Genomic DNA, 24,116 nt, shown 5'->3' on the forward strand with positions numbered 1-24,116 from the left:
CACCTGAATAAGTGCCCGCTTGATACTATTTCAATCCGCTAGCTACGAATTAAATCATCGCCGTAACCTATCCACTTATAGGTGGTCAGAGCTTCTAACCCCATAGGCCCTCGGGCATGCAGTTTCTGCGTACTGACGGCAACCTCAGCCCCCAGACCAAACTGCCCGCCGTCGGTGAAACGAGTGCTGGCATTAACGTAAACGGCTGAGGAATCCACTTCCCGGACAAAATGCTCTGCACTGCTGAGCAAACGGGTAAGAATAGCGTCTGAATGGCGGGTTCCGTGCTGGCGAATATGCTCAATCGCGGCGTCAATATCCGCCACCACGTGTACATTCAGATCCAGAGCGAGCCACTCATCGTCATAATTCGCCTCTTCTACCGGAACGACCTTCGCAGGCCCGGCCAGCAAATACGGCATCGCTTGCTCGCTGGCATGCAAAGTGACACCCGCACTTTCCATTTTGCTGCTTAACGCGGCTAAAAAGGCGGCGGCGATATCCCGATGAACCAACAGAGTTTCCAGTGAGTTACAGGCGCTAGGACGTTGCGCCTTCGCATTTTCAATCACCGTCAATGCTTTGGCAAAATCAACGTCGGCATCCACAAAGGTATGGCAGACCCCAATACCTCCGGTGATCACCGGAATAGTAGATTGCTCACGACACAATTTATGCAGGCCAGCGCCGCCTCGCGGAATCAACATATCGACGTAGCGATCCAAACGCAGTAAAGCATTCACCAGTGCGCGATCCGGGCTTTCAATCGCCTGTACCGCCGCCGCCGGTAAACCGCTTTGTTCCAGCGCTCGCTGAATCACTTTAACCATCGCCTGATTGGTATGATGCGTTTCCTTACCGCCGCGCAGGATCACCGCATTACCGGTTTTCAGACACAGGCTGGCAACGTCGATAGTGACGTTGGGACGAGCTTCATAAATCACGCCAATTACGCCTAATGGCACCCGGCGACGCTCTAGCTTCAGGCCGCTATCCAGCAACCGGCCATCCATAATCTGCCCTACCGGATCGCTTAGACGGCAAACATCGCGCACATCGTTAGCGATCGCAGCTAAACGCGCAGGCGTAAGTAGCAAACGATCGAGCAAAGCTTCGCTCATTCCGCTGGCGCGCGCTGCAGCCATATCTTGCTCATTTGCCTGAAGGATTTCGTCGCTTTCCGTCTCCAGCAACGCCGCCATTGCCATCAGGGCTTTATTTTTTTGCGCAGTACTCAATACGCCCAATTGCCAAGAGGCCTGTTTAGCCGCTTTTCCCATCTCTTCCAGCATGCTAGCTCCTTAGCTGATAATCATAAACTGATGATCATATCGTCACGGTGAACAGCGACCGGGCCGTATTCATACCCGAGTATTTCACTGATTTGCTGAGAATGATGTCCCGCCAACATACGCAATGCATCGCTGTTATAACGTGAGACACCGTGAGCCAGATCGCGGCCGCTCAGGTTACGAATACGGATCACTTCCCCGCGGGAGAAATCCCCTTTCACGCTACGGATACCTTTCGGCAATAGCGAGCTGCCCCGCGCCATAATGGCGGCTACCGCGCCATCGTCCACGGTAATTTCACCGGCTGGCGGCGCACCAAAGATCCAGCGTTTACGGTTTTCCAGCGGCGTTTCTAATGCATGGAAACGCGTGCCCACCGGCGTGCCGTCAATCACATCTCGGATAACATCAGGTTGAGCACCCGCGGCAATAATCACGTCGATACCCGCTCGGCACGCGACGTCTGCGGCCTGTAGCTTGGTCGCCATCCCGCCGGTTCCCAAACCTGAAACGCTATCACCGGCGATTTCACGCAGCGCGTCATCAATGCCATGAACGTCCCGAATCAACTCTGCGGCAGGGTTATTGCGCGGATCGGCGGTATATAACCCAGCCTGATCGGTCAGCAGCAATAATTTATCCGCACCGGCCAGAATAGCCGCCAGCGCCGAGAGATTGTCGTTATCGCCCACTTTGATTTCAGCCGTAGCGACGGCGTCGTTTTCATTAATAACCGGAACAATGCGGTTATCCAGCAAAGCATTCATGGTATCGCGGGCGTTTAAGAACCGTTCGCGGTCTTCCAGATCGGCGCGAGTAAGCAACATCTGCCCGACGTGGATGCCATAAATAGAGAACAACTGCTCCCATAGCTGAATCAGACGGCTCTGGCCGACCGCAGCCAGCAATTGCTTCGATGCAATGGTCGCTGGCAATTCAGGATAACCCAGGTGCTCACGCCCGGCGGCAATCGCGCCGGAGGTAACGATAACAATGCGATGACCTTTTGCGTGTTGCTGGGCGCACTGGCGCACCAATTCAACAATATGGGCACGGTTAAGACGGCGAGAGCCGCCGGTCAGCACGCTGGTGCCCAATTTCACAACCAAAGTCTGGCTGCCACTCATAATTTTTCTGCCATTGGGATCAATAAAAAGGAATGATACAGCAGACTTTGTAGCAGGAGACAGGCGTTATGCCAACAGGCATAACGCGAAATCACCGCTTTATTGAGCAGAAAGGGGTTTATGCAGAGAGTTTGATGGGCTGTTCGCCGAAATCCTTTGCCGGTTCTAGCGTCAGATCCATCGTCTTCAGCATTTCATGGAGGCGTTTATGGAAACCACGGAGCGTAGTTTCCAATTTTTCCTGAACCTCAGGATCTTTGATTTTTTGTTCTTTCCAACTTCCCTCGGTATTAAACAAGCCGAGTTGGTATACATAAGTAAAACAGCTGTCTTTCGACTCCAGCTCTATCCACCACCCCCAGAACTCACGTTTTTCGGGAGCAAGTTTCACATTGACGCACACGGCTAGACAATCAAAGAAAAAGCGGTCGTTCTGGCACTGCCCTTCACGTAGATATGGCCCTAAAGCTGCAAAACGTTTCATCAGTTTGCTTTTCGGGTGAGCGCTGGATATCGTCATGCTTCAATCTCCTTAAGTAGACGCACACCTTTTTAGCAAACTGTTAAATTTTAGCAACTAATTAACGCATTTTATCTTTTAGCCAATCGCAAGTTTGCAACAGAGCTCTATGAAAACTGTCATACAGCGGCGTTGAAGGGATGCTTAACAGCTTGCCGTCAACGGAAGAGGACACGATCAGTTTCGCATCTTCTTTCGGACTAAAAGGATCGTTTTCCCAATATCCGGCCAGCATTGGCGTATGGCAACGCCGTCCCAACAACCCTTGGGTTTTGAGAGAAAAACGGTTCAGCTCAGTTTTTAACGTATCATCCGATGCATCCGCCATACCTAACCGGCTGGCCAGCACATCCATATACATATCCGGCACCCGACTCTGGCTGTTACTGTCGCAAAGCAGGTGATGGACGATAGGGCCTACGCAGGCCACGCCGCGTAAACGCTGCGGCTCCAAATAGCCCAAACGCACTGCGACGTTGGCACCGAAACGGAAACCAAATAGCGAAACACGCTGATGATCGACCCAGGGAATCGTCGGCAAAGCCTGTAGCACCTGCTGATGCAGATAGCTGGTGTCCTGCGTTAATTTCCAGCGCGAAGATGAGCCGACGGAAGGCATGTCGATAGTCAACATCGCGATACCCGCCGGTGCAAGATAATCGCGGAAGAGACGGTGGTAATCGCTCTGCAACATATCCAGGCCACCACACATCAGCACCGTTGGGAAAGGCGCACTGCCAATTGTCGGCATATGCAGAAAGCCGGTCAGCGTTCCGCCATCCTGAATGGGGAAACTCAGCTCTTTTAAAGTGAAAGGCAGATATTTTGCCGCTTCTTCATAGGCTCGATTAGACAAAATTTCCGCCTGCTCGGCCAATTCATCACCACGCAAATGAGGATAACCGGCGATGCTGTACATGTTGGCTGCATTCAGCCAATACTGCCCGGCGGCCAGAGGATCGGTTTCTTCCATGGCTTTTTGCTGCCACATCATGCCCTGGTGAGACCACTCGTAAATCCAGTTGCCGTTGCGGTAACCCACCACGGTATCCAGTAATTCATTATCACTGTGTTCTGCATTAGACATCGCAATCCGCGCCAGCACCTCTTCGATTTCCAGAGGATCCACTCCGCGCCAGGTCCACATCAAGCGATTGATCATACGATACCAATGACAGGTAGTATCGCCGTCCAATGCGGAGTGAATATTCATGGTTTGGTTGCAATGAGCATGCCTGACCAAAGTCGAGGTCTCAGGATGCTTGAACTTGGGTTTAAACAGGATTTCAGAAAGGTTGGCTTGTGCCATGGTTACAATAGCCTCCATAAGCCGCGATCCCGCCTTGGTTTAGGCTGGGGAATATGGGGTTAGTGTACTCATACCGAGGAAGAAATGAAACGTCCGACAGCGTCGGACGTTTAAAGCTGCGTAAATTATTTGCCGCCTAGCGGTTCCACGAAGGTCACAGCCATATCCCACGGCTGCTCAATCCATGTATCCTGAGGAATATCAACCACATAGTCATCAACCAAAGGACGACCTGCCGGTTTAGCGAAAATAGTCACAAAGTGCGCTTTCGGATACATTTCGCGAATGGCTTTCGCAGTACCGCCGGTATCGACCAGATCGTCAATCACAATGAAGCCTTCGCCATCGCCTTCGGCACGTTTGAGCACGGTCAGCTCACGCTGGTTATTGTGGTCGTAGCTGGAGATGCACACAGTATCAACATGACGAATACCCAATTCGCGCGCCAGAATTGCACCGGGAACCAGTCCACCGCGGCTAACCGCGATGATGCCTTTCCACTGTTCCGCAGGAAGTAAACGCTGTGCCAGCTTGCGGGCTTGTATTTGCAACATATCCCAAGTTACGACGTATTTTTCGCTCATAAAATGTAGTCCCAGCCGTATTAAAGTGGCTTGTCATGTATCGAAGGGGAAAAAAGGTTGCGCGAGATTATAGTGAGGCAACAAGATAAAAACCAGCAATTATCCCGGTAATTCCGCGAATCGAATGCGGTATTTGTGCGGCCAAACGCGCGCAACGCAAATGAAAGTGATATTCTCGATAAATCGCGCCATAGCAATGGCGGTTAGTCCTTAACCCTAAAACCTACAGTATCTCAGACGCCTCCGCATTAATCTGGTGTCTGTATAAGCATGCTGTTAAAGGAGACTTACAGTGTCTGAACTGTCTAAACTTTCGCCTCAGCCGTTGTGGGATATTTTCGCTAAAATTTGTTCTATCCCTCACCCTTCTTATCACGAAGAAGAATTGGCGCAATACATTGTTGCCTGGGCAAAAGAAAAAGGTTTACACGCCGAACGCGATCAAGTGGGTAATATCCTGCTGCGCAAACCGGCGACCAAAGGCATGGAAAACCGTAAACCTGTGGCGCTGCAAGCCCACTTGGATATGGTTCCGCAAAAGAACAATGACACTGTTCACGATTTCACTAAAGACCCGATTCAGCCTTATATCGACGGCGAATGGGTGAAAGCTCGCGGCACCACGCTGGGCGCAGATAATGGCATTGGTATGGCTTCCGCGCTGGCGGTACTGTCTGACGACAGCGTAGAACACGGCCCACTGGAAGTTCTGCTGACCATGACCGAAGAAGCCGGTATGGACGGTGCTTTTGGCCTGCAACCAAACTGGCTGAACGCTGACATTCTGATTAATACCGATTCCGAGCAGGAAGGCGAAATCTACATGGGTTGCGCCGGCGGCATTGATTTCATCACCACTTTACCGTTACAGCGTGAGGCGGTTCCCGCAGGCTATCAAACGCTGAAACTGATCGTCAAAGGTCTAAAAGGCGGTCATTCCGGCGCAGATATTCATTTAGGTTTGGGAAATGCCAACAAGCTGCTGGCTCGTTTCCTATTTGAACATGAAGCGGAGCTCGGCCTACGGGTTCTGGATCTGAACGGTGGTACGCTACGCAACGCGATTCCGCGCGAAGGTTTCGCTATTTTGGCGGTTGCAGCCGATAAAGTAGATCATTTGAAAACCCTGACTCAGGACTATTTAGACATCCTGAAAAACGAGCTATCTGCGGTAGAAAAAAATCTCACCGTGGTGCTGGAACCCGTCAGTAGCGCAGCGAAAGCTTTGACCGCTGATACCCAGCACCGTCTGCTGGCATTGCTGAATGCGACGCCAAACGGCGTAATCCGTATGAGTGATGAAGTGAAAGGCGTGGTTGAAACCTCACTGAACGTGGGCGTCGTGACCATGGAAGAAGATAAGGCCGAAATTATGTGCCTGATTCGTTCCCTGATCGACAGCGGCAAAGACTATGTTGTTAGCATGCTAACCGCCGTTGGCCAACTGGCTGGCGCGCAGACTACGCCTAAAGGCGGCTATCCTGGCTGGCAGCCTGACGCAAACTCTCCGGTCATGCATTTAGTTCGCGAAACCTATGAGAAACTGTTTAACAAAACGCCAAATATCATGGTAATCCACGCCGGTCTGGAATGTGGTTTGTTCAAAAAACCTTACCCAGAAATGGATATGGTTTCCATCGGCCCAACCATGACAGGCCCACATTCTCCGGATGAACAAGTACATATCGAAAGCGTTGGTCAATACTGGCAATTACTGACCGCATTGCTGAAAGCCATTCCAAAACGCGCTTAAGCGAGTACCGCACTATCATTACGAACGGCGCCGCCTGCGGTAGCGCCGTTTTTTATGGCAAATTTGCTGCTAGAAAACCCAGAACCTGGCATCTATCCCAGCGCTATTCCCAATTCAGCAATAATTGCCGTTCAATCTGCGGATCCAGCAGGCTGACATGCAATCCCACCAGTCGCACACCTCTGTCCGCCCGTCGCTCATCCCAAACTTGCTTGGCAATACGCAATAAATCGACCTTGTTCAATTCTGGCCAAACGTGTTCCTGAGTCGTTTGCTGAAAATCCTGAAATTTAAGCTTTACGCCCTGACGAGCAATTTGCAGATCCGGCCTGACCTTAGCCAAGCGGGCTTCCAGTTCGGGGAAAAGTTTTTCAATAATCTCAACGCATTCTTCCCAGTGATGAATATCCTGCGCCAGCGTCCTTTCTACGCCAACGGATTTACGCAACCGATCGGGAGATATACTTCGCTCATCAATACCATGGCAGCGCTCCCATAATACCCGCCCAAATTTACCAAAGGTTTTCAGTAAATCAGCCAAAGGATAATTTTGGACATCAACACAATGAGTTAAACCCAATTCCTGTAAACGCTTAGCCGTTACTTTTCCCACGCCCGGAATTTTGTTAAGCGGCAAAGTTTGTAGAAAAGGTTGAATTTGATCCGGTGTAATAACGTATTGTCCGTTGGGCTTATTGATATCTGAAGCGATCTTGGCTAAGAATTTGATCGGGGCGATTCCGGCGGATGCAGTTAAACCTAATTCCTCATGAATTGACTGGCGGATCTGTTGAGCAATTAAGGTTGCTGAACCGCTAAAAACCTGACTTTCGGAGACATCCAGATACGCTTCATCCAGCGATAATGGCTCGATAAGCAAAGTGTAACGGGCAAATATTTCGCGAATATGTAAAGAAGCTTCTTTATATGCCGCCATACGCCCCGGAATCACTTTTAAATGCGGGCAAAGCTTCAATGCCATCGCAGTGGACATCGCACTATGGACACCGTAACGTCTGGCAGGATAATTGGCCGTGCTGATAACGCCACGACGATCTGCGCTACCGCCAATGGCCAAAGGGATATCGCGTAAACTGGGGTCATCCCGCATCTCTACGGCTGCAAAAAAGCAGTCCATATCAACATGGATAATCTTGCGCACTCTCACTCCCATCGGCAATAGACAACTGTATAAGTATACAGTAAAAAAGCCATGTTCAAGATTGTCCTAATTTAAATGCCGCTAAATATTTCTAATTTCCAGATCGAATACTGTTATTTACATTTAAGCGATTTTTTCATTTATTTTTAATAAAAAAGTACTACATTCGATAAAGTCGTAGAGTAATGTTTTTTTATAAAGTAAAACACATGTATAGAGAAATTCAATTTAAATGGGTTATACGGGGTATATATTATGCGGAATTATATTATGGCAAGTATATTAATCTTATTTTCATTACAAGTTATGTCATCTCCTTCAGCTAATGAACCGCCGAAAATAGTGGCGCACCGGGCTGGTACCGGAGACGCACCAGAAAATACGCTCCCTGCAATTAAGAAATCGTTGGAAAATGGAGCTGATGCTATTTGGATTACCCTACAGTTAACAAAAGATGATGTACCGGTACTTTATCGACCTTCCGATTTAAAAGAACTAACCAATGTTTCAGGAAAAGTCAGAGACTATACGAACAAACAGCTTTCAACAGTTAATGCTGCTAAATTCTATAATGAAAAAAATAAAACCGCATTTTCAGCCAATATTCCAACGTTAGAAGAAGTCCTAAAGTTGAAATATGTGCTGGAAGATTATCCTAACGTCATGTTCTATCTAGATATTAAATCCCCAGATGCCGAAAATCTGGCTCAGCCTTTTGCTCAGGCTCTACAAAAAGTGCTGAAGGAAACCAACAGTTTTGAACGTACCCGGGTTTATTCAACCGACAAACTGTATCTGAACGCTATAGATCAGATGAATAAGGACGCGGGGCGAAAAGAGCAAATTCAACGTTTTGAAAGTCGAGATGAAACTCGTGATGCTTTGGTCGATATAACCTTAGGCCATCAATGTAAGCTGCCGGTAGACAAAAAGGAGCGCTGGTACGGATTGGAGATGAAGCGAAACGTTGAGTTAGTCGTTGTGGAAAAATTCACTCTTGGCGAAGGCCGTTCTCACTCAAACACCGTATTAACATGGGATAAAAGCGCTATCGATTGTTTCCGCTCCAAAGGGAAAGCCTATATTATTTTCTTTGGTATCAATACAGCGCAGGATTATGAAAAAGCAAAAGAGCTAGGTGCAGATGCCGTGATGGTTAACTCACCGAAAGAATTTAAAAAAATAGTGAATGAAAAAAAGTAATCGATTAAATATATCCTTGTAGACAAAAAGCCCGGCAGTTAATTAGCCGGGCCTTTAATGCTATAGGATACGAAACTGATCCAGTTTCTTCTGCCGGGCCGCTTCTTTTTCCATTCGCTTTTTACGGGAATCACAAGGCTCAGGACAGTCGCAGACTTTCTCCATCCCCAGCGTAGCAATACCGCCGCAGCTCCCCTGTAAGGTTTTGCGCTTCACTACATAGCCAATAGACATTCCGCCAATAACCAGCAGGAAGAAGACGAAAGACGCGAGAAAAACTGTCAGCATAACTCCTCCTAAGATCGATTTTGCAGATAGGGTTCGAAGGCTTCCGAATAGCGTTCTTCAAATCCCTTATCTGTTTTAACGATCATAAATACCGGTATACCAAGTAGATTAGCCAGTGCCAGCCCTTTTTCCGGCCCCAACACATCCAGCCCGGTAGACAAACCATCAGCGGTCATACAGCTAGGATTCAGCACGGTAATGGAAACCAATCTATGGTTGATTGGCCGCCCCGTCGCGGGATCAATGGTATGAGAATAGCGTACGCCATTTTCTTCAAAATAGTTACGATAATCACCAGAGGTTGCGAGCGACATTCTCCCTGGTTCAATAATCTCCTGCGCACTTTGATCGACACCAGCACCCGGTTTTTCGATCGCTATACGCCAGGGCTTATTTTCGCCATTATTCCCACGGGTGCGAACTTCTCCGCCAATATCAACCATGAAATTTTTGATGTTCTGAGATTGCAGATATTCCGCAACCACATCAACACCGTAGCCTTTGGCGATGGAAGAAAGATCGACGTACAGCTCAGGCACTCGCTTCATTAGTGCGTTGCCTTCAACGGCGAGTTTATCTATTCCCACCCAGCCACGACGTTTCTCTAATTCTTCGGCAGAAGGCACTTTATCAGGACGTCCTTCAGGGCCAAAACCCCATAAGTTAACCAAAGGCCCGACGGTGACGTCCAGCGCACCGTCGGTTAACCGGTTGATACGAATCGCTTCCTGCACCACTTTGGCCGTAGCAGCGGACACCGGGAAAGGTTTATTAATTTCCCGACTCTGATTAAAACGGCTTAATTCAGAATCTGGCCGGTAAGTCGACATCTGGTTATTAACCACTTCCAAAATCCTATCGACTTCTTTTTGCAGTTGTTCCGGAGAAGACCGGGACGTATCACTCACATATTTTATCGAGTAATAGGTGCCCATGGTTTTACCGGTGAGATTCACCTGCTCAGGGCCGCAGCCCGCTAGCAACAGCACTCCCATCAGGAGTGCCAGCCAAAGTATTATTTTCCTATGCACAATAATCCTATTATTGTAAAACGCCCGTCAGGCATGACATCAGCCACCGAAGTCATCAAGCATAATATTGTCGTCCTCAACGCCAAGATCCTTCAGCATTTTGATCACTGCTGCGTTCATCATTGGCGGACCACACATATAGAACTCACAGTCTTCCGGCGCAGGATGGTTTTTCAAATAATTTTCCAGCAACACATTGTGAATGAACCCAGTGTATCCCGTCCAATTGTCTTCAGGCTGAGGATCGGACAAAGCAACGTGCCAGGTAAAGTTTTCATTCTCTTCCTGTAGCTGGTTGAAATCCTCTTCATAGAACATTTCACGTTTAGATCGAGCACCGTACCAAAAGCTGATTTTACGCTTAGAATGCAAACGCTTAAGCTGATCGAAAATATGCGAGCGCATCGGTGCCATACCGGCACCACCGCCAATAAACACCATTTCCGCATCGGTATCTTTCGCAAAGAATTCACCGAATGGCCCGGAAATAACCACTTTATCACCCGGCTTCAACGACCAGATATACGAAGACATGATGCCCGGAGGCGCGTCCGGCATATTCGGCGGCGGCGTTGCAATACGCACGTTCAGCATAATAATGCCATGCTCTTCCGGATAGTTCGCCATGGAATAGGCGCGCACCGTTGGCTCGGTCACTACGGATTCAAAACGGAACAGATTAAACTTATCCCAATCGCCGCGATATTCTTCCGGCACGTCAAAATCAGCATATTTGACGGTATGAGGTTCAGCTTCAATCTGAATAAAGCCACCCGCGCGGAAGGGAACTACGTCCCCATCAGGAATTTTAAGTTTCAACTCTTTAATGAACGTCGCTTTGTTGTCATTTGAAATGACTTCGCAAGTCCATTTTTTCACGCCGAATATTTCTTCCGGCAAATCGATTTTCAAGTTTTGCTTCACGCTAACCTGACAGGCCAGACGGCAACCTTCTTTAGCTTCACGCTTAGAGATATGAGAAAGCTCGGTCGGTAAAATATCGCCGCCGCCTTCTTTGATCGTCACCCGACACTGCCCGCACGAACCACCGCCACCACATGCGGAGGAGACAAAAATGCCGTGGCCAGAAAGCACATTCAGCAATTTATCACCGGCCGGTGCAGTAAAGCTTTTTTCCATATCACCGTTGATTTCAACCTGAATATCACCGGTATTCACCAACTTCGATTTGGCGACAAGAATCATCACCGTCAACGCTAGCACGATGAGGGTGAACATAACTACGCCTAGAATTATTTCCATGAGTTCTTCCTGCCTTTATAGATGCACACCGGAGAAGGACATAAAGCCCAGTGCCATCAGCCCGGTGGTGACAAAGGTAATTCCCAGCCCCTTCAAACCACCCGGAACATCGGCGTATTTCATTTTTTCCCGAATACCTGCCAGCGCCACAATAGCCAGCATCCAGCCGATTCCCGAACCAATACCGTACACAATGGATTCTGGGAAGTTGTAATCACGCTGCGCCATAAAGGACACGCCACCAAAGATGGCGCAGTTCACGGTGATCAACGGCAAGAAGATGCCCAATGCGTTATAAAGCGCCGGGAAGTAGCGATCGAGAATCATCTCCAACACCTGCACAATCGCCGCAATCACGCCGATAAAAGTGATGAAGTTAAGGAAGCTCAGATCAACTCCTTCCACCAGCGCTCCATCGCGCAGCACCAGGTTATAAACCAGGTTGTTGGCGGGAACCGCAATACCCAGCACTACGGTTACGGCAATGCCTAGACCGAAGGCGGTGGACACTTTCTTAGAAACCGCCAGGAAAGTACACATCCCGAGGAAGAAGGCTAACGCCATGTTCTCTACAAACACCGCGCGGACAAACAGACTGATGTAATGTTCCACCGTCAATTACTCCTTTTCAATCTGCGCAGGTTTCAGGGTACGTAAGCCCCAAATCAGCATGCCAATGATAAAGAACGCACTAGGCGCTAACAGGAACAATCCGTTCGGCTGATACCAGCCGCCGTTTTGTACCGTTTCCAGCACGGTGACGCCAAACAGTTTGCCAGAACCAATCAGCTCACGAACAAAGCCCACCAGCACCAGAATCACGCCGTAGCCCAAGCCGTTACCGATACCATCCATAAAGCTTTCGATCGGCGGTGACTTCATGGCGTAGGCTTCCGCGCGCCCCATGACGATACAGTTGGTAATAATCAAACCAACGAATACCGAAAGCTGCTTCGAAATCTCATAGGCGTAGGCACGCAAAATCTGATCTACCACAATCACCAGAGAAGCGATGATCACCATCTGCACGATGATACGCACGCTGTTAGGGATATGGTTACGGATCAGCGAGATAAAGAAGCTGGAAAATGCCGTTACCAAGGTTACCGCCAGCGTCATTACCAGTGCGGTTTCCAGTTTGGTGGTTACCGCCAGCGCCGAGCAGACCCCGAGGATTTGTAATGCAATCGGGTTGTTGTCAAACAACGGGCCGAATAAAACCCGCTTAATCTCTTTGCTATCAGCCATTTTTTAACGCTCCTTCGCGCACTTTTTTCAGGAACGGGCCAAAGCCGTTTTCACCCAACCAAAAATCAAAGGTATTCTGTACCCCGTTGGAGGTCAGCGTTGCACCGGACAAACCGTCCACGGCGTAAGGATCGTTCGCATCTGCGCGTCCTTTCACTACGCGAATAGCCGGTTCCCCTTGTTCATTGAACAAACGCTTACCGACCCATTGGCTACGCCAGATTGGGTTTTCAACTTCACCACCCAGCCCTGGGGTTTCACCCTGATCGTAATAGCTGATGCCACGTACGGTTTTCCCGTCGTTATCTACCGCGACGAAGGCGTACATCATCGACCATAAACCGGAGCCGTAGACCGGCAGCACAATTTTACTGGTCTGGCCCTCCTCATTACGCACCAGATAGATTTCCACCAGATTAGCCCGACGTTTAATTCCGGCTTTATCTTGCGCAGCGGTCAGAGCGATGCTTTGGCTATCATCACGTAAAGCCTGAGAACGATCGAAGCTGGTCGGATCGGTTTTAACGAAATCACCGCTTTGCAAATCCAACAGACGCGGTTCAATACGAGCGGAAAACTCTTGTTTGACCTGCTCTGCATCCATTTTTGGCTGGAGTAAACCGGCCACGTCCAGAATGTTGCGTTGCTTATCCAGTAAGCGCTGTTCCTGCTGTTTGGATTTCAAGCCAACCGCTGCGCCGGAGACCACTACGGAGCACACCAGACACAGCAAGACCACTACCATCAGCGTTTTGCCGATAGTATCGTTATTTCTTGGTTTATCACTCGCCACGGGCTTTCCTCCGCTTGATGTTGGCCTGAACAACCACATAGTCGAACAGTGGCGCAAACAGGTTGGCGAACAGAATCGCCAGCATCATTCCCTCCGGATAAGCCGGATTCACGACACGGATTAAGACGCACATCACGCCGATCAGACCGCCGTACCACCACTTACCTTTATTGGTAAAGGAAGCCGATACCGGATCGGTAGCCATAAAGATCATACCGAAAGCAAAGCCACCCAATACCAGATGCCAGTACCAAGGCATAGCAAACAGCGGGTTAGTGGTAGAACCAATCCAGTTGAACAGGAAGGCCGTCGCAATCATGCCGATCATCACACCAGCAACAATGCGCCAGGATGCCACGCGGCCAAACATAATGATGGCACCACCGATCAGAATCATCAGGGTAGAAACTTCACCAATAGAGCCTGGAATGTTGCCCATAAAAGCATCCATCCAGCTGATTGGTTGGCCGGTGACCACGTTCATCAGACTGTGGCTGCCGTTAACGCTCCACTGGGACAACGGCGTTGCGCCAGAGAATCCGTCGGCCGCGTTCCAGACCAGATCGCCGGAGATCTGTGCCGGATAAGCGAAGAACAGGAAAGCTCTCCCAGCCAGCGCCGGGTTCAGGAAGTTACGTCCAGTGCCGCCAAAGATTTCCTTACCAATCACTACGCCAAATGAAATCCCCAGTGCCGCCTGCCAGAGTGGCAAAGTTGGCGGAACGATCAGGGAAAACAGAATGGAAGTAACGAAGAAACCTTCGTTGATTTCATGACGGCGAATAATGGCGAACAGAACTTCCCAGAAGCCCCCAACCAAAAACACCACCGCATAAATCGGCACAAAATAGACCGCGCCCAGCGTCATCATGCTGATCCAACTGGCATCCGGTGCCAGCGAGGCGCCAAGCATCTCCGCCAGTCGATAATGCCAGTCGGCGGCAATCACCTGTTGCAGCTCCGCGCCGCTATACAGGTGGTTCAGCGCAGGAATAGCCTGCTGACCAACGTTGTACATCCCCCAGAACATCGCTGGGAATACCGCCAGCCATACCAAAATCATCATCCGTTTCAGGTCGATAGCGTCACGCACGTGGGAGGCACCCGGCGTCACTTTACCCTGAGTGTAGAAAATACTGGCCGTGGCTTCGTATAGCGGATAATACTTTTCCAGCTTTCCGCCGGACTCAAAATGATGCTCTATTTTCTCAAAAAAACTTTTCAGGCCCATGAGTTATCCTTCCTGCTCAATCTTGGTCAAAATGTCGCGCAGTACCGGACCGTATTCATATTTACCGGGGCAGACAAAAGTACAGAGCGCCAAATCTTCTTCATCCAGCTCCAAAGCCCCCAGCGCCTGAGCGCTGTCGGTATCGCCGGCTAACAGATCGCGCAGCAAATGCGTCGCCAGAATATCCAGCGGCATCACTCGCTCGTAGTTGCCAATTGGCACCATAGAACGTTCGCCACCGTTCAATCCAGTAGAAAAAGCAAAGCGCTTGCGCTTGAAGAAATGGCCGAGGGTGGTGCGGGTAATAGAGAATTTATCTTTACCCGGCATAATCCAGCCGAACAGCTCCTTGTCTCGCCCTTCCAGCACTACGGAAACCTGCTGATGGAAACGACCAAGATAGCCATGTGTCGCAGAGGCCGCGGTTCCGCTCAGTACCGAACCGGAGATAATACGGTTATCCCCTGCTTTCAGTTTACCGGCGGTCAGTTCGGTCAGGCTGGCGCCTAAACGCGTGCGCAGCAGGCCAGGTTCTTTTACCTGCGGCCCCGCCAGCGCAATAACTCTATCAGTGTAAAGCTCACCTTCGACAAACAGTTTGCCAATGGCGATCACATCCTGATAACCAATGTGCCAGACGGTTTTCGTCATACTGACCGGTTCGAGGAAGTGAATGTGGGTGCCCACCAACCCAGCAGGATGGGGACCGGAAAATTCGTTATAGGTTATTTGCCCGTTATTCTGGCCGCGAATGATTTCCCCGGCGCCGTAACAAACGTGCACTTTACCTTCGGTTAAGCGCGTCAATACGCTCAAACCGTGGTTAAAGGCATCAATTTGCGTGGCAATAATGGCCTGAGGATCGGCAGCCAGCGGTTGGGTATCCATCGCCGTGACAAAAATAGCGCGTGGCTTTGTGCCCGGCTGCGGAGTTTTACTGAATGGACGAGTGCGTAGCGCAGTCCACAGACCTGAGGCCAGCAAATTTTGCTGAACCTGCTCCGCGCTCAGCTGGTTGAGCTCGGCGGCGTCGTAACGATCGAAGGAAACGCTGTCGTCTCCCTCTATTTCAATCACGACAGATTGCAGCACACGCCGTTCACCGCGATTAATCGCAGAAATCTTGCCTGCTGCTGGAGAGGTGAAAAACACGCCGGGGTTCTTTTTATCTTCAAAAAGCGCCTGGCCTTTTTTGACCCTCTCCCCTTCTTGCACCAACATTGAAGGACGCATGCCCACATACTCTTCACCGAGCAGTGCAACATGATGAATAACCGGACCTTCCTGTATGACCTGAGCCGGAGCCCCGGCAATAGGTAGGTCGAGTCCTTTTTTTATTTTAATCATAAGGTTTGCACGATTCTGTCAGGTGTATCAAATGCTGTACGTCATCCAGAGGAGCACAGCAACGCGATGATTAGTTATTTTTAACAGTTCAGTTAATATAATGAGGTATTAACCGGCAGCGCAATTAGCGTGCATTTTACTTGCAGGCATTTACTGATTTAAATAACAACATTAATTTCTGCTAATGTGACAGCGTTGGAAGATACAAAAATTGCGTTTCATTGCTCAACAAAACAACTCAATATCTTTAACACCAATATGCCTTCAGTAGCCGAGGATTTTAGCATTTTAGCCTGTTGCTGTCTGATAAAAGCAGTGACCTGGCTCAAGCAAACGACATTATATTGATCAAGAATCGCCTCTGCACTCGGTAAAAACGTAAGGTTAATTCGCTTTTACCGATCACAGTTTCTTTTTTATACAAATCTATTATTGATAAAAATATTCTGACTGATAATCTGCAAACCTATACTAACAAAAGCAGTGGCTCACCGATCGGCAGATACGATCGGTTCCCAGTAAGAGAAGTAGGAATAATTAATGGGCAAAATCGCTCTGTTACTTGCGATGATCATTTGTTTGCCTGCGGTATCCTTAACCAGCTCAGCCAGTGAGCCCGTTGCGGTTACCAATGCGCTTAAACAGCAATTACTCGGTTCTCCGGTCTATATCCAAATATTTAAAGAAGAGCGAACGTTGGAATTATATGCCCGTTTACAGGGCGAATATCGATTGGTACGAAGTTATCAGATTTGTAATTTCTCTGGCGGTCTTGGCCCCAAACGCCGCGAGGGAGATTTTAAAAGCCCGGAGGGATTTTACAGCATAGATACGCGTCATTTAAAACCCGATAGTAAGTTTTATCGGGCGATCAATATCGGCTTCCCAAATGACTTTGATAAGTCTCAGGGATACTCGGGGAAATATCTGATGATCCACGGTGATTGTAAATCCATTGGCTGTTACGCCATGACCGACAATTACATGGATGAGATATTTAACTACGTGCAAACCGCATTTATGAATGGCCAGAGCAAAGTGGATATTAGTATTTATCCGTTCCGTATGACCGAGCAAAATATGCAGCGCCATCGTAACTCGTCAGATATTAACTTCTGGCGTCAATTACAACCAGGTTATGCCTACTTTGCAAAAAATCGTATGCCGCCTTTGGTCGGTGTCATTAACGGACAATATGTGATTAATCGTCCGTTAATGTCCAGTGCGCCAGCCTCAGAGTACGCGCTCACCAAAACAGAATAGAGCAAACTCGCCTGGCGCTATTTTGTGCCAGGTTTCATTGCCGGTCAGCGGCTGAGTGGCAATGACGCTGACCACATCATTGGGTGTGGTTTGCTGCTGAAAATCTATCTCCACATCCTGATCCAGCAAAGTGGCTTTACCGAAAGGTGCCCGACGCGTAATCCAATAAAGATTGGTTGAGCAATAGGCCATCACAAAACGCCCATCCGATAACAGCATATTAAATACGCCCTTGGCGCGCAGTTGCTCAGACAATGTCGCAATAAAGCGAAATACCGCAGGCCAGTTACCCGGTGTGCGCGGATACCGCTTGGCCAATTGATTTAACAGCCAGCAAAACGCATATTCGCTGTCAGTCTGGCCTATGGGGCGGAAAGTGCCGGTCTCCAACTGACGATACCCTTTCAATTGTCCGTTATGCGCATAAGTCCAATTGCGCCCCCACATTTCCCGAGTAAAAGGATGGGTATTTTCCAACGCCACTTCGCCACGGTTTGCCTGACGAATATGGGAAATCACCGCGCAAGACTTGATCGGGTAATCCTGGACCAGGCGGGCTATCGGGGAGTTAAAACTGGGTTGCGGGTCTTTAAAGGTACGGCAACCGTGACCTTCATAAAACGTTATACCCCAACCGTCTTTATGCGGCCCTGTGCCCCCTCCGCGCTGAACCAGCCCGGTAAAACTGAAACAGATATCAGTGGGCACATTCGCGCTCATCCCGAGCAATTCGCACATCACCAACCTCCTCTACTGCCTGTGCAGTAGCAATAAAAAGCCAAAACCAATCAGGGCGAAGAAACCGGAGGTAAAGCGTGCGATAAGGAGGCCATGATAGCCTCCGGTGCAGAGCGGTGAACACCCCGAGGCGCGGGAAACTCCACGGCGACCTCAGGTTATTCCATACCAGCCAGTTATTAGGCCTTAACCATCTCTTTTTCAATCAGCTGAATCAAGATATGAATCGCTTTGATATGTATTTCCTGAATACGATCGGCGTAACCGAAATGAGGCACCCGAATTTCGATATCTGCAGTACCCGCCATTTTACCGCCGTCTTTGCCAGTCAGGGTGATCACTTTCATCCCTTTGGCTCTTGCAGCTTCGATCGCCTTAATGATGTTGCCAGAATTTCCTGAAGTGGAAATGCCCAGTAAAACATCACCTTCACGGCCTACGGCTTCCACATAGCGGGAGAAAACATAGTCGTAACCAAAATCATTACTGACGCAAGACATATGGCTGACATCAGAGATGGCGATCGCCGGATAGCCAGGGCGGTTTTCACGATAGCGGCCAGTTAATTCTTCGGCAAAATGCATAGCATCGCAATGGGAGCCGCCGTTACCGCAGGAAAGCACTTTCCCACCGGCTTTAAATGAGTCAGCCAGCAAGATAGCTGCCCGCTGAATGGCGTCGATATTGGCATCATCACTCAGGAAATTAGCCAAAGTATCAGCCGCTTCATTAAGTTCACTTCGAATTAAATCGTGGTACATGGGAGCCTCTTTATATGTCCTGTGGCATCAATAATCTTCCGCAGGCAGTGTACCGGATAGCGCAAACTGCGAGAAGCGCCGTGATGAACTGTTGCAACGGCTTTTGACCTTAAATGCTACGAATTTGTGAACCAAGTTGTAATTGATATGTAATGGCATTGATAAAAACAATGAGATGAACTAAAACCAATACATCACTCAACAGGTCAGACCTCCTACAACTCAGGAGCTTCATTATGATGGTTCTTAGCATTGTTGCCTTGCTGGTTCTTATTGGTGTGTTGTTCTATCACCGGGTGAACCTACACCTTAGTAGTCTGCTTCTTCTGGTATACACCGCCGCCTTGGGTGCGCTGCAAGTATGGTCATTCTGGGCGTTGCTTCCTTTGGTGATTGTGTTGCTGCCACTGAACTTAACGCCGCTGCGCCGCTCTCTGTTCTCAGCTCCTGCGCTGCGTACCTTCAGTAAAATCATGCCAGCCATGTCACGCACCGAAAAAGAAGCGATCGATGCGGGAACCACCTGGTGGGAAGGTGATTTATTCCAAGGCAAGCCAGACTGGAAAAAACTACATAACTATCCAAAACCACAGCTAACCGCTGAAGAACAAGCCTTTATTGATGGTCCAGTGGAAGAAGCCTGTCGTTTAGCAAATGATTTTCAGATTACGCATGAACTGGCTGATTTGCCGCCGGAGCTGTGGGCCTATCTGAAAGAACACCGCTTCTTCGCCATGATCATTAAGAAAGAATACGGCGGGCTGGAATTCTCCGCTTATGCTCAAGCGCGCGTATTGCAGAAGTTATCCGGTGTTTCCGGCATTCTCGCCATTACCGTGGGCGTTCCTAACTCCCTCGGCCCCGGCGAACTGCTGCAACATTACGGCACTACCGAACAAAAAGATCATTATCTGCCACGATTGGCGCGCGGCGAGGAAATTCCTTGCTTCGCACTGACCAGCCCCGAAGCGGGTTCCGACGCCGGTGCAATTCCGGATACCGGCACCGTTTGTATGGGTGAATGGCAAGGTAAGCAAGTGTTGGGTATGCGCCTGACCTGGAACAAACGCTATATCACGCTGGCACCGATCGCGACCGTGCTGGGTTTGGCGTTTAAACTGTCCGATCCCCAGCATTTACTCGGTGAAACCGTAGATTTGGGTATTACCTGCGCCCTGATCCCAACTAACACTCCTGGGGTAGAAATCGGTCACCGTCACTTCCCGCTGAACGTGCCATTCCAGAATGGCCCAACTCGCGGTAACGACATCTTTGTGCCGATCGATTACATCATTGGCGGGCCAAAAATGGCCGGTCAGGGCTGGCGTATGCTGGTTGAATGTCTGTCCGTCGGACGTGGTATTACCCTGCCATCCAATGCAACCGGTAGCCTGAAAAGTGTGGCAATGGGTATTGGCGCTTACGCCTACATTCGCCGTCAGTTCAAAATCTCTATCGGTAAGATGGAAGGGATCGAAGAACCTTTGGCGCGAATCGCTGGCAACGCCTACGTGATGGACGCCGCCGCCACCTTAATCACTAGCGGTATTATGCTGGGTGAAAAACCGGCGGTACTGTCTGCCATAGTGAAATATCACTGTACCCACAGGGGTCAGCGCGCAGTCATGGATGCGATGGATATTGCCGGGGGTAAAGGTATCTGTCTGGGTGAATCCAACTTCGTCGCCCGTTCTTATCAAGGCGCGCCGATTGGTATCACCGTTGAAGGTGCCAACATTCTGACGCGTAGCATGATTATCTTCGGTCAGGGGGCTATCCGTTGCCATCCGTACGTTCTGGCAGAAATGGCCGCGGCACAAAGTAACGATGTTAACGCTTTTGATAGCGCCCTGTTTGGTCACCTTGGCCACGTAGGTAGCAATAAAGTTCGTAGCTTCTGGCTGGGTCTGACCAACGGCCGTACCAGTCATGCTCCGGTAAGCGACAGCACTCGCCGCTACTATCAGCAGCTTAACCGCTTAAGTGCCAACCTGGCGCTGATGTCCGATGTTTCCATGGGCGTTCTGGGCGGCAGCCTGAAACGTCGCGAGCGTATCTCTGCTCGTTTAGGAGATATTCTGAGCCAAATGTATCTGGCTACCGCAACGCTGAAACGTTATGAGGATGAAGGCCGTCAGAAAGAAGATTTACCGCTGGTTCACTGGGGCGTGCAGGATGCGCTGTATCAGGCAGAACAAGCACTGGATGACTTACTGCGAAACTTCCCGAATCGCTTTATTGCTGGCGTGATGCGTATTGGAATCTTCCCGTTTGGCTGCGTACATCGCGCGCCGTCAGATCGCTTGGATCACCAATTGGCTCAATTGCTGCAAGTGCCTTCGGCAACCCGTTCACGTATTGGGCGCGGTCAGTACCTGACGCCGAGTGAATTCAACCCGGTCGGCTTGCTGGAAGCCGCACTGCAAGACGTTATCGCCGCAGAGCCAATCCACAAACGCCTGAGTAAAGAAGCCGGTAAGAATCTGCCGTTCACCCGTTTGGATCAGTTAGCCAAACGCGCACTGGCGGAAGGGAAAATCAGCGCGGAAGAAGCTAACGTGCTGATTAAGGCAGAAGCCAGCCGCCTGCGCTCGATTAACGTAGATGAATTTGAACCGGAGGCGCTGGCTACCCAGTCCCCGGTAAAGCAGCCAGATCGGCCACGTCAAACGGAAGCGGCGTAACTGATAGTACTCATTGATAATTCATGTGTCTAAAACAAAGTCCCGGTCTAATGCCGGGACTTTTTTATCGCTGATTTTTGATAGCGAACTAGCGCTGAACCTGAAAATAGCGAGCAGCCAAGCGCTCAATTATCCGTTTTGACGAATACGGGCAATTAATTCACCCACATTATCAATATGCACCGCTGCCAGTATTAATGTGCGCCCCAGACTCAGAGCCTGACGCTGACAGGCTAAACGCATCCCGTCATCTTCAATGCTGTCCAAATCCGCGACGTGTGCCAACCCGATGGTGCGCCTAATCAATTCGGTTCCACAGTACCCCACGGCATCATTCCACACCTGCCGGAGGAAATACTCGGCATAACCAGCAGTTTTCAACGCTTGATCCTGAGTTTTCTCTGCGCATAGCGTCAGAAAACGCGTGGCAAAAGCCTGCCAAATTTCACGAATGTCATCTAAACGCTGTTCACGGCCTGCCGCTGCGTCTCTCGGCCCGGTCAACCCCGGCAAACCGCAGTAATTTAGCAATACATTTCCTAAAGCCGTACCGATATCAAAACCAATCGGGCCATAAAAACCGAATTCTGCGTCAATAGCTTTCAATTTACCTTCGGCCACAAAAATCGAGCCACTATGGATATCACCGTGTAGCAAAGCTTCCGCTTTACTCAAAAACCGATGTTTAAGGGAAGCTACCGCCAGTTTCAGCCCGTTATCCTGACGCAGCGCCAGCACCTCCGGCAGTAACGCGGCGTCAAAATTATTGCGTTCATGATCGTGATAAGGATCGGTAAAAAACAGATCTTCAGTGATCTGGCACAGTTCGGGATTGGTATAACGGATCACCGCCGCCTTCTTACTTTGTGCCGACTGATAAAAATCTGAGGTGTGGAATAAAGTCTGCCCCAGATATTCACCCAACTGGCTGGCCGCCTGCGGATAATGGCGGCCTTTCACCAATTCATGCCGCCAGATGTGATGATCGGAAAGATCCTCCTGCACCATCACCGCCAACTCCGCGTCATGGTGCAGTATTTTAACCGTGTGTTCAGGGCAGAACTGGCTGTGAGTTAGCAGGGTTTCCGCTTCGATGCGCGCTCGATCCAAGGTCAAAGGCCAAGATTCTCCTACGCAACGAACGTAAGGCAATGCCTGTTTCACCACCACCCGGCTTCGCCCCGTTTCATCACGGATCTTAAACACCAGATTCAGATTGCCGTCGCCAATTTCATCCGCCGAAACCAACGTGTGCGGTTCAGCAATCCGGCCATATTGACGCGCATATGCAACGGCATCAGCAGCAGTAAACGTGTGATAACCTGACATCTCCCACCCCTTCTCAATTCTCTGGTCGCCCACGGCGCATTAATTATTTAGGCGTAAAAACATGTAGACGTCTATACATCTGTAAAGCATGTTGGCAGAATAAGAACCCAGATGCAATAACGCAACATGGATTTAACTGACGATGCCGACGCTTAACACCACCAGCCTGAAAATACGCGATAACCAGCTTTGGATTCTCGATCAGCAAGCCCTGCCCCAACGCCAAATCTGGCGTTTGGCTGATGACGTAGAATCTTTGGTCGAACATATTCTGACGTTACGCGTACGCGGTGCGCCGCTGATTGGTCTCTCTGCCAGTCTGTTACTGGCGCTGCTGGCGGAGCGAGGTTTATCTCAGGCGCAGTTGGAGCAAGCGCTCATCACGCTAAGAGAATCACGGCCAACGGCAGTTAACCTGATGAATAATCTGGCACGGATGCAGCAAGCGTTACTGCGGCCAGATTGGGTAAATTCCATGATGAAAGAGGCGCTACGTTTGCTGGACGAGGATCGGATTCTGTGCGATAGCATTGCCAATCACGGCGCAGCGTTGGTTAAATCCGGTAGCAGACTTCTTACCCACTGTAATACCGGCGGCTTAGCCACTGTGGGCGTGGGAACGGCAATAGGCGTAATATTACGCGCTCATCAGCAGGGAAAAATAGATAACGTTTGGGTCGATGAAACCCGGCCATTACTACAAGGTGGGCGTTTAACCGCGTGGGAGTTGGGCGAGTTGGGTATTCCCTATCGGTTAATTTGTGATTCCATGGCTGCGACCTTAATGGCTCAGGGCCAGGTAGACTCCATTTGGGTCGGCGCAGATCGTATTGCCGCTAACGGCGACGTAGCGAATAAAATCGGCACCTACAGCCTGGCGGTACTGGCACATTATCACCATATTCCGTTTTATGTTGCGGCACCTCACACCACCGTGGATCCGCAATGTCCAAACGGAGCCGCCATTCCTATCGAACAGCGCGCAACTAGCGAAGTCACCGGCGTATCCGGCAGCTTTGGCGAATGTCACTGGGCACCTCAAGACGCGCAGGTGTATAACCCGGCCTTTGACGTCACGCCGGCAACCCTGATCAGCGGTTGGGTTCTGGACAGCGGCGTAATCACGCCACAGCAGGTTCAGGCCGGATTTTTCCAGCCTGAATAATGTAAATGCACAAGCGACCTTACTG

The 24,116-nt window shown here is 49.8% G+C and carries 22 protein-coding genes; 5 read left to right on the forward strand and 17 right to left on the reverse strand.

The genetic code is table 11. The features are described from left to right. Positions 1-38: 38 nt before the first annotated feature. From proA to gpt, 5 genes are all read right to left on the reverse strand, one after another. Positions 39-1,292, reverse strand: a complete 1,254-nt coding sequence (gene proA, locus ACQ4OC_RS10715; RefSeq protein ID WP_064514161.1) for a glutamate-5-semialdehyde dehydrogenase — start codon at positions 1,290-1,292, stop codon at positions 39-41. Positions 1,293-1,312: 20 nt separating this feature from the next. Further along, entirely contained in the window at positions 1,313-2,419 is a 1,107-nt protein-coding gene (proB, locus tag ACQ4OC_RS10720; protein ID WP_064514163.1) for a glutamate 5-kinase, read from the reverse strand. Between the two features lie 118 nt (positions 2,420-2,537). After that, a complete protein-coding gene (gene crl / locus ACQ4OC_RS10725; protein WP_064514165.1) occupies positions 2,538-2,939 on the reverse strand; it encodes a sigma factor-binding protein Crl in 402 nt (133 codons plus the stop codon). Between the two features lie 61 nt (positions 2,940-3,000). Beyond that, entirely contained in the window at positions 3,001-4,248 is a 1,248-nt protein-coding gene (gene frsA, locus ACQ4OC_RS10730; protein ID WP_064518302.1) for an esterase FrsA, read from the reverse strand. Between the two features lie 125 nt (positions 4,249-4,373). Then, a complete protein-coding gene (gpt, locus tag ACQ4OC_RS10735; RefSeq protein ID WP_064514166.1) occupies positions 4,374-4,832 on the reverse strand; it encodes a xanthine phosphoribosyltransferase in 459 nt (152 codons plus the stop codon). A 292-nt stretch (positions 4,833-5,124) separates the two neighbouring features. Between gpt and pepD the strand changes: the two genes are divergently transcribed. Beyond that, positions 5,125-6,585 carry a beta-Ala-His dipeptidase gene (gene pepD / locus ACQ4OC_RS10740; protein WP_064514168.1) on the forward strand — a complete coding sequence of 487 codons (1,461 nt, stop codon included), beginning with the start codon at positions 5,125-5,127 and terminating at the stop codon, positions 6,583-6,585. 103 nt (positions 6,586-6,688) lie between these two features. On the opposite strand, the gene dinB is transcribed toward pepD, so the two are convergent. Beyond that, complete coding sequence (gene dinB / locus ACQ4OC_RS10745; protein ID WP_064514170.1) at positions 6,689-7,747, reverse strand: DNA polymerase IV; 1,059 nt, start codon at positions 7,745-7,747, stop codon at positions 6,689-6,691. A 255-nt stretch (positions 7,748-8,002) separates the two neighbouring features. Between dinB and ACQ4OC_RS10750 the strand changes: the two genes are divergently transcribed. Continuing rightward, positions 8,003-8,950: a glycerophosphodiester phosphodiesterase family protein gene (locus ACQ4OC_RS10750; RefSeq protein WP_064514172.1), complete on the forward strand. Its 948-nt coding sequence runs from the start codon at positions 8,003-8,005 to the stop codon at positions 8,948-8,950. 60 nt (positions 8,951-9,010) lie between these two features. On the opposite strand, the gene nqrM is transcribed toward ACQ4OC_RS10750, so the two are convergent. The 8 genes from nqrM to ACQ4OC_RS10790 all read right to left on the reverse strand — a co-directional run bounded on the left by nqrM (position 9,011) and on the right by ACQ4OC_RS10790 (position 16,151). After that, positions 9,011-9,238: a (Na+)-NQR maturation NqrM gene (gene nqrM / locus ACQ4OC_RS10755; protein WP_049598442.1), complete on the reverse strand. Its 228-nt coding sequence runs from the start codon at positions 9,236-9,238 to the stop codon at positions 9,011-9,013. 8 nt (positions 9,239-9,246) lie between these two features. Further along, positions 9,247-10,233 (reverse strand): FAD:protein FMN transferase, encoded by a 987-nt coding sequence (locus ACQ4OC_RS10760; protein WP_205582779.1) that lies wholly within the window; start codon positions 10,231-10,233, stop codon positions 9,247-9,249. Between the two features lie 75 nt (positions 10,234-10,308). Continuing rightward, positions 10,309-11,532, reverse strand: coding sequence for an NADH:ubiquinone reductase (Na(+)-transporting) subunit F (nqrF, locus tag ACQ4OC_RS10765; protein WP_064514175.1), 1,224 nt, complete (start codon positions 11,530-11,532; stop codon positions 10,309-10,311). A gap of 15 nt (positions 11,533-11,547) precedes the next feature. Further along, a complete protein-coding gene (nqrE, locus tag ACQ4OC_RS10770) occupies positions 11,548-12,144 on the reverse strand; it encodes an NADH:ubiquinone reductase (Na(+)-transporting) subunit E (protein ID WP_064518304.1) in 597 nt (198 codons plus the stop codon). Between the two features lie 6 nt (positions 12,145-12,150). Then, positions 12,151-12,780: an NADH:ubiquinone reductase (Na(+)-transporting) subunit D gene (locus tag ACQ4OC_RS10775; RefSeq protein ID WP_049598434.1), complete on the reverse strand. Its 630-nt coding sequence runs from the start codon at positions 12,778-12,780 to the stop codon at positions 12,151-12,153. Continuing rightward, the gene (locus tag ACQ4OC_RS10780; RefSeq protein ID WP_064514178.1) at positions 12,773-13,573 is read right to left on the reverse strand and encodes a Na(+)-translocating NADH-quinone reductase subunit C; all 801 of its coding nucleotides are present in this window, start codon (positions 13,571-13,573) and stop codon (positions 12,773-12,775) included. The genes ACQ4OC_RS10775 and ACQ4OC_RS10780 overlap by 8 nt, the downstream gene beginning before the upstream one ends. Continuing rightward, the gene (locus tag ACQ4OC_RS10785) at positions 13,563-14,804 is read right to left on the reverse strand and encodes an NADH:ubiquinone reductase (Na(+)-transporting) subunit B (protein WP_120806670.1); all 1,242 of its coding nucleotides are present in this window, start codon (positions 14,802-14,804) and stop codon (positions 13,563-13,565) included. Before ACQ4OC_RS10785 ends, ACQ4OC_RS10780 begins: the two co-directional genes overlap by 11 nt. Before the next feature lie 3 nt (positions 14,805-14,807). After that, positions 14,808-16,151, reverse strand: a complete 1,344-nt coding sequence (locus tag ACQ4OC_RS10790) for a Na(+)-translocating NADH-quinone reductase subunit A (protein ID WP_430971160.1) — start codon at positions 16,149-16,151, stop codon at positions 14,808-14,810. Between the two features lie 540 nt (positions 16,152-16,691). On the opposite strand from ACQ4OC_RS10790, the gene dpaA reads away from it, so the two are divergent. Further along, positions 16,692-17,414, forward strand: a complete 723-nt coding sequence (gene dpaA, locus ACQ4OC_RS10795; protein WP_064514185.1) for a peptidoglycan meso-diaminopimelic acid protein amidase — start codon at positions 16,692-16,694, stop codon at positions 17,412-17,414. Here the strand turns inward: dpaA and ACQ4OC_RS10800 are convergent. Together ACQ4OC_RS10800 and lpcA are read right to left on the reverse strand one after the other, a co-directional pair. After that, positions 17,385-18,152, reverse strand: coding sequence for a class II glutamine amidotransferase (locus ACQ4OC_RS10800; protein ID WP_064514187.1), 768 nt, complete (start codon positions 18,150-18,152; stop codon positions 17,385-17,387). The two genes, dpaA and ACQ4OC_RS10800, sit on opposite strands and share 30 nt — an antisense overlap. Before the next feature lie 179 nt (positions 18,153-18,331). Beyond that, positions 18,332-18,913, reverse strand: coding sequence for a D-sedoheptulose 7-phosphate isomerase (gene lpcA, locus ACQ4OC_RS10805; RefSeq protein WP_064514188.1), 582 nt, complete (start codon positions 18,911-18,913; stop codon positions 18,332-18,334). A gap of 236 nt (positions 18,914-19,149) precedes the next feature. Here lpcA and fadE point away from each other — a divergent pair, with 236 nt between their 5' ends. Beyond that, positions 19,150-21,597, forward strand: coding sequence for an acyl-CoA dehydrogenase FadE (fadE, locus tag ACQ4OC_RS10810; RefSeq protein WP_064514190.1), 2,448 nt, complete (start codon positions 19,150-19,152; stop codon positions 21,595-21,597). Positions 21,598-21,726: 129 nt separating this feature from the next. Here fadE and mtnK read toward each other — a convergent pair whose 3' ends face one another. Next, on the reverse strand, positions 21,727-22,926 hold the full coding sequence (mtnK, locus tag ACQ4OC_RS10815; protein ID WP_064514193.1) for an S-methyl-5-thioribose kinase: 1,200 nt from the start codon (positions 22,924-22,926) through the stop codon (positions 21,727-21,729). 142 nt (positions 22,927-23,068) lie between these two features. Between mtnK and mtnA the strand changes: the two genes are divergently transcribed. After that, a complete protein-coding gene (gene mtnA, locus ACQ4OC_RS10820; protein WP_064514194.1) occupies positions 23,069-24,091 on the forward strand; it encodes an S-methyl-5-thioribose-1-phosphate isomerase in 1,023 nt (340 codons plus the stop codon). Positions 24,092-24,116: the final 25 nt, after the last annotated feature.

It is taken from the genome of Yersinia sp. J1, assembly GCF_050586585.1.
GTDB lineage: Bacteria > Pseudomonadota > Gammaproteobacteria > Enterobacterales > Enterobacteriaceae > Yersinia > Yersinia entomophaga.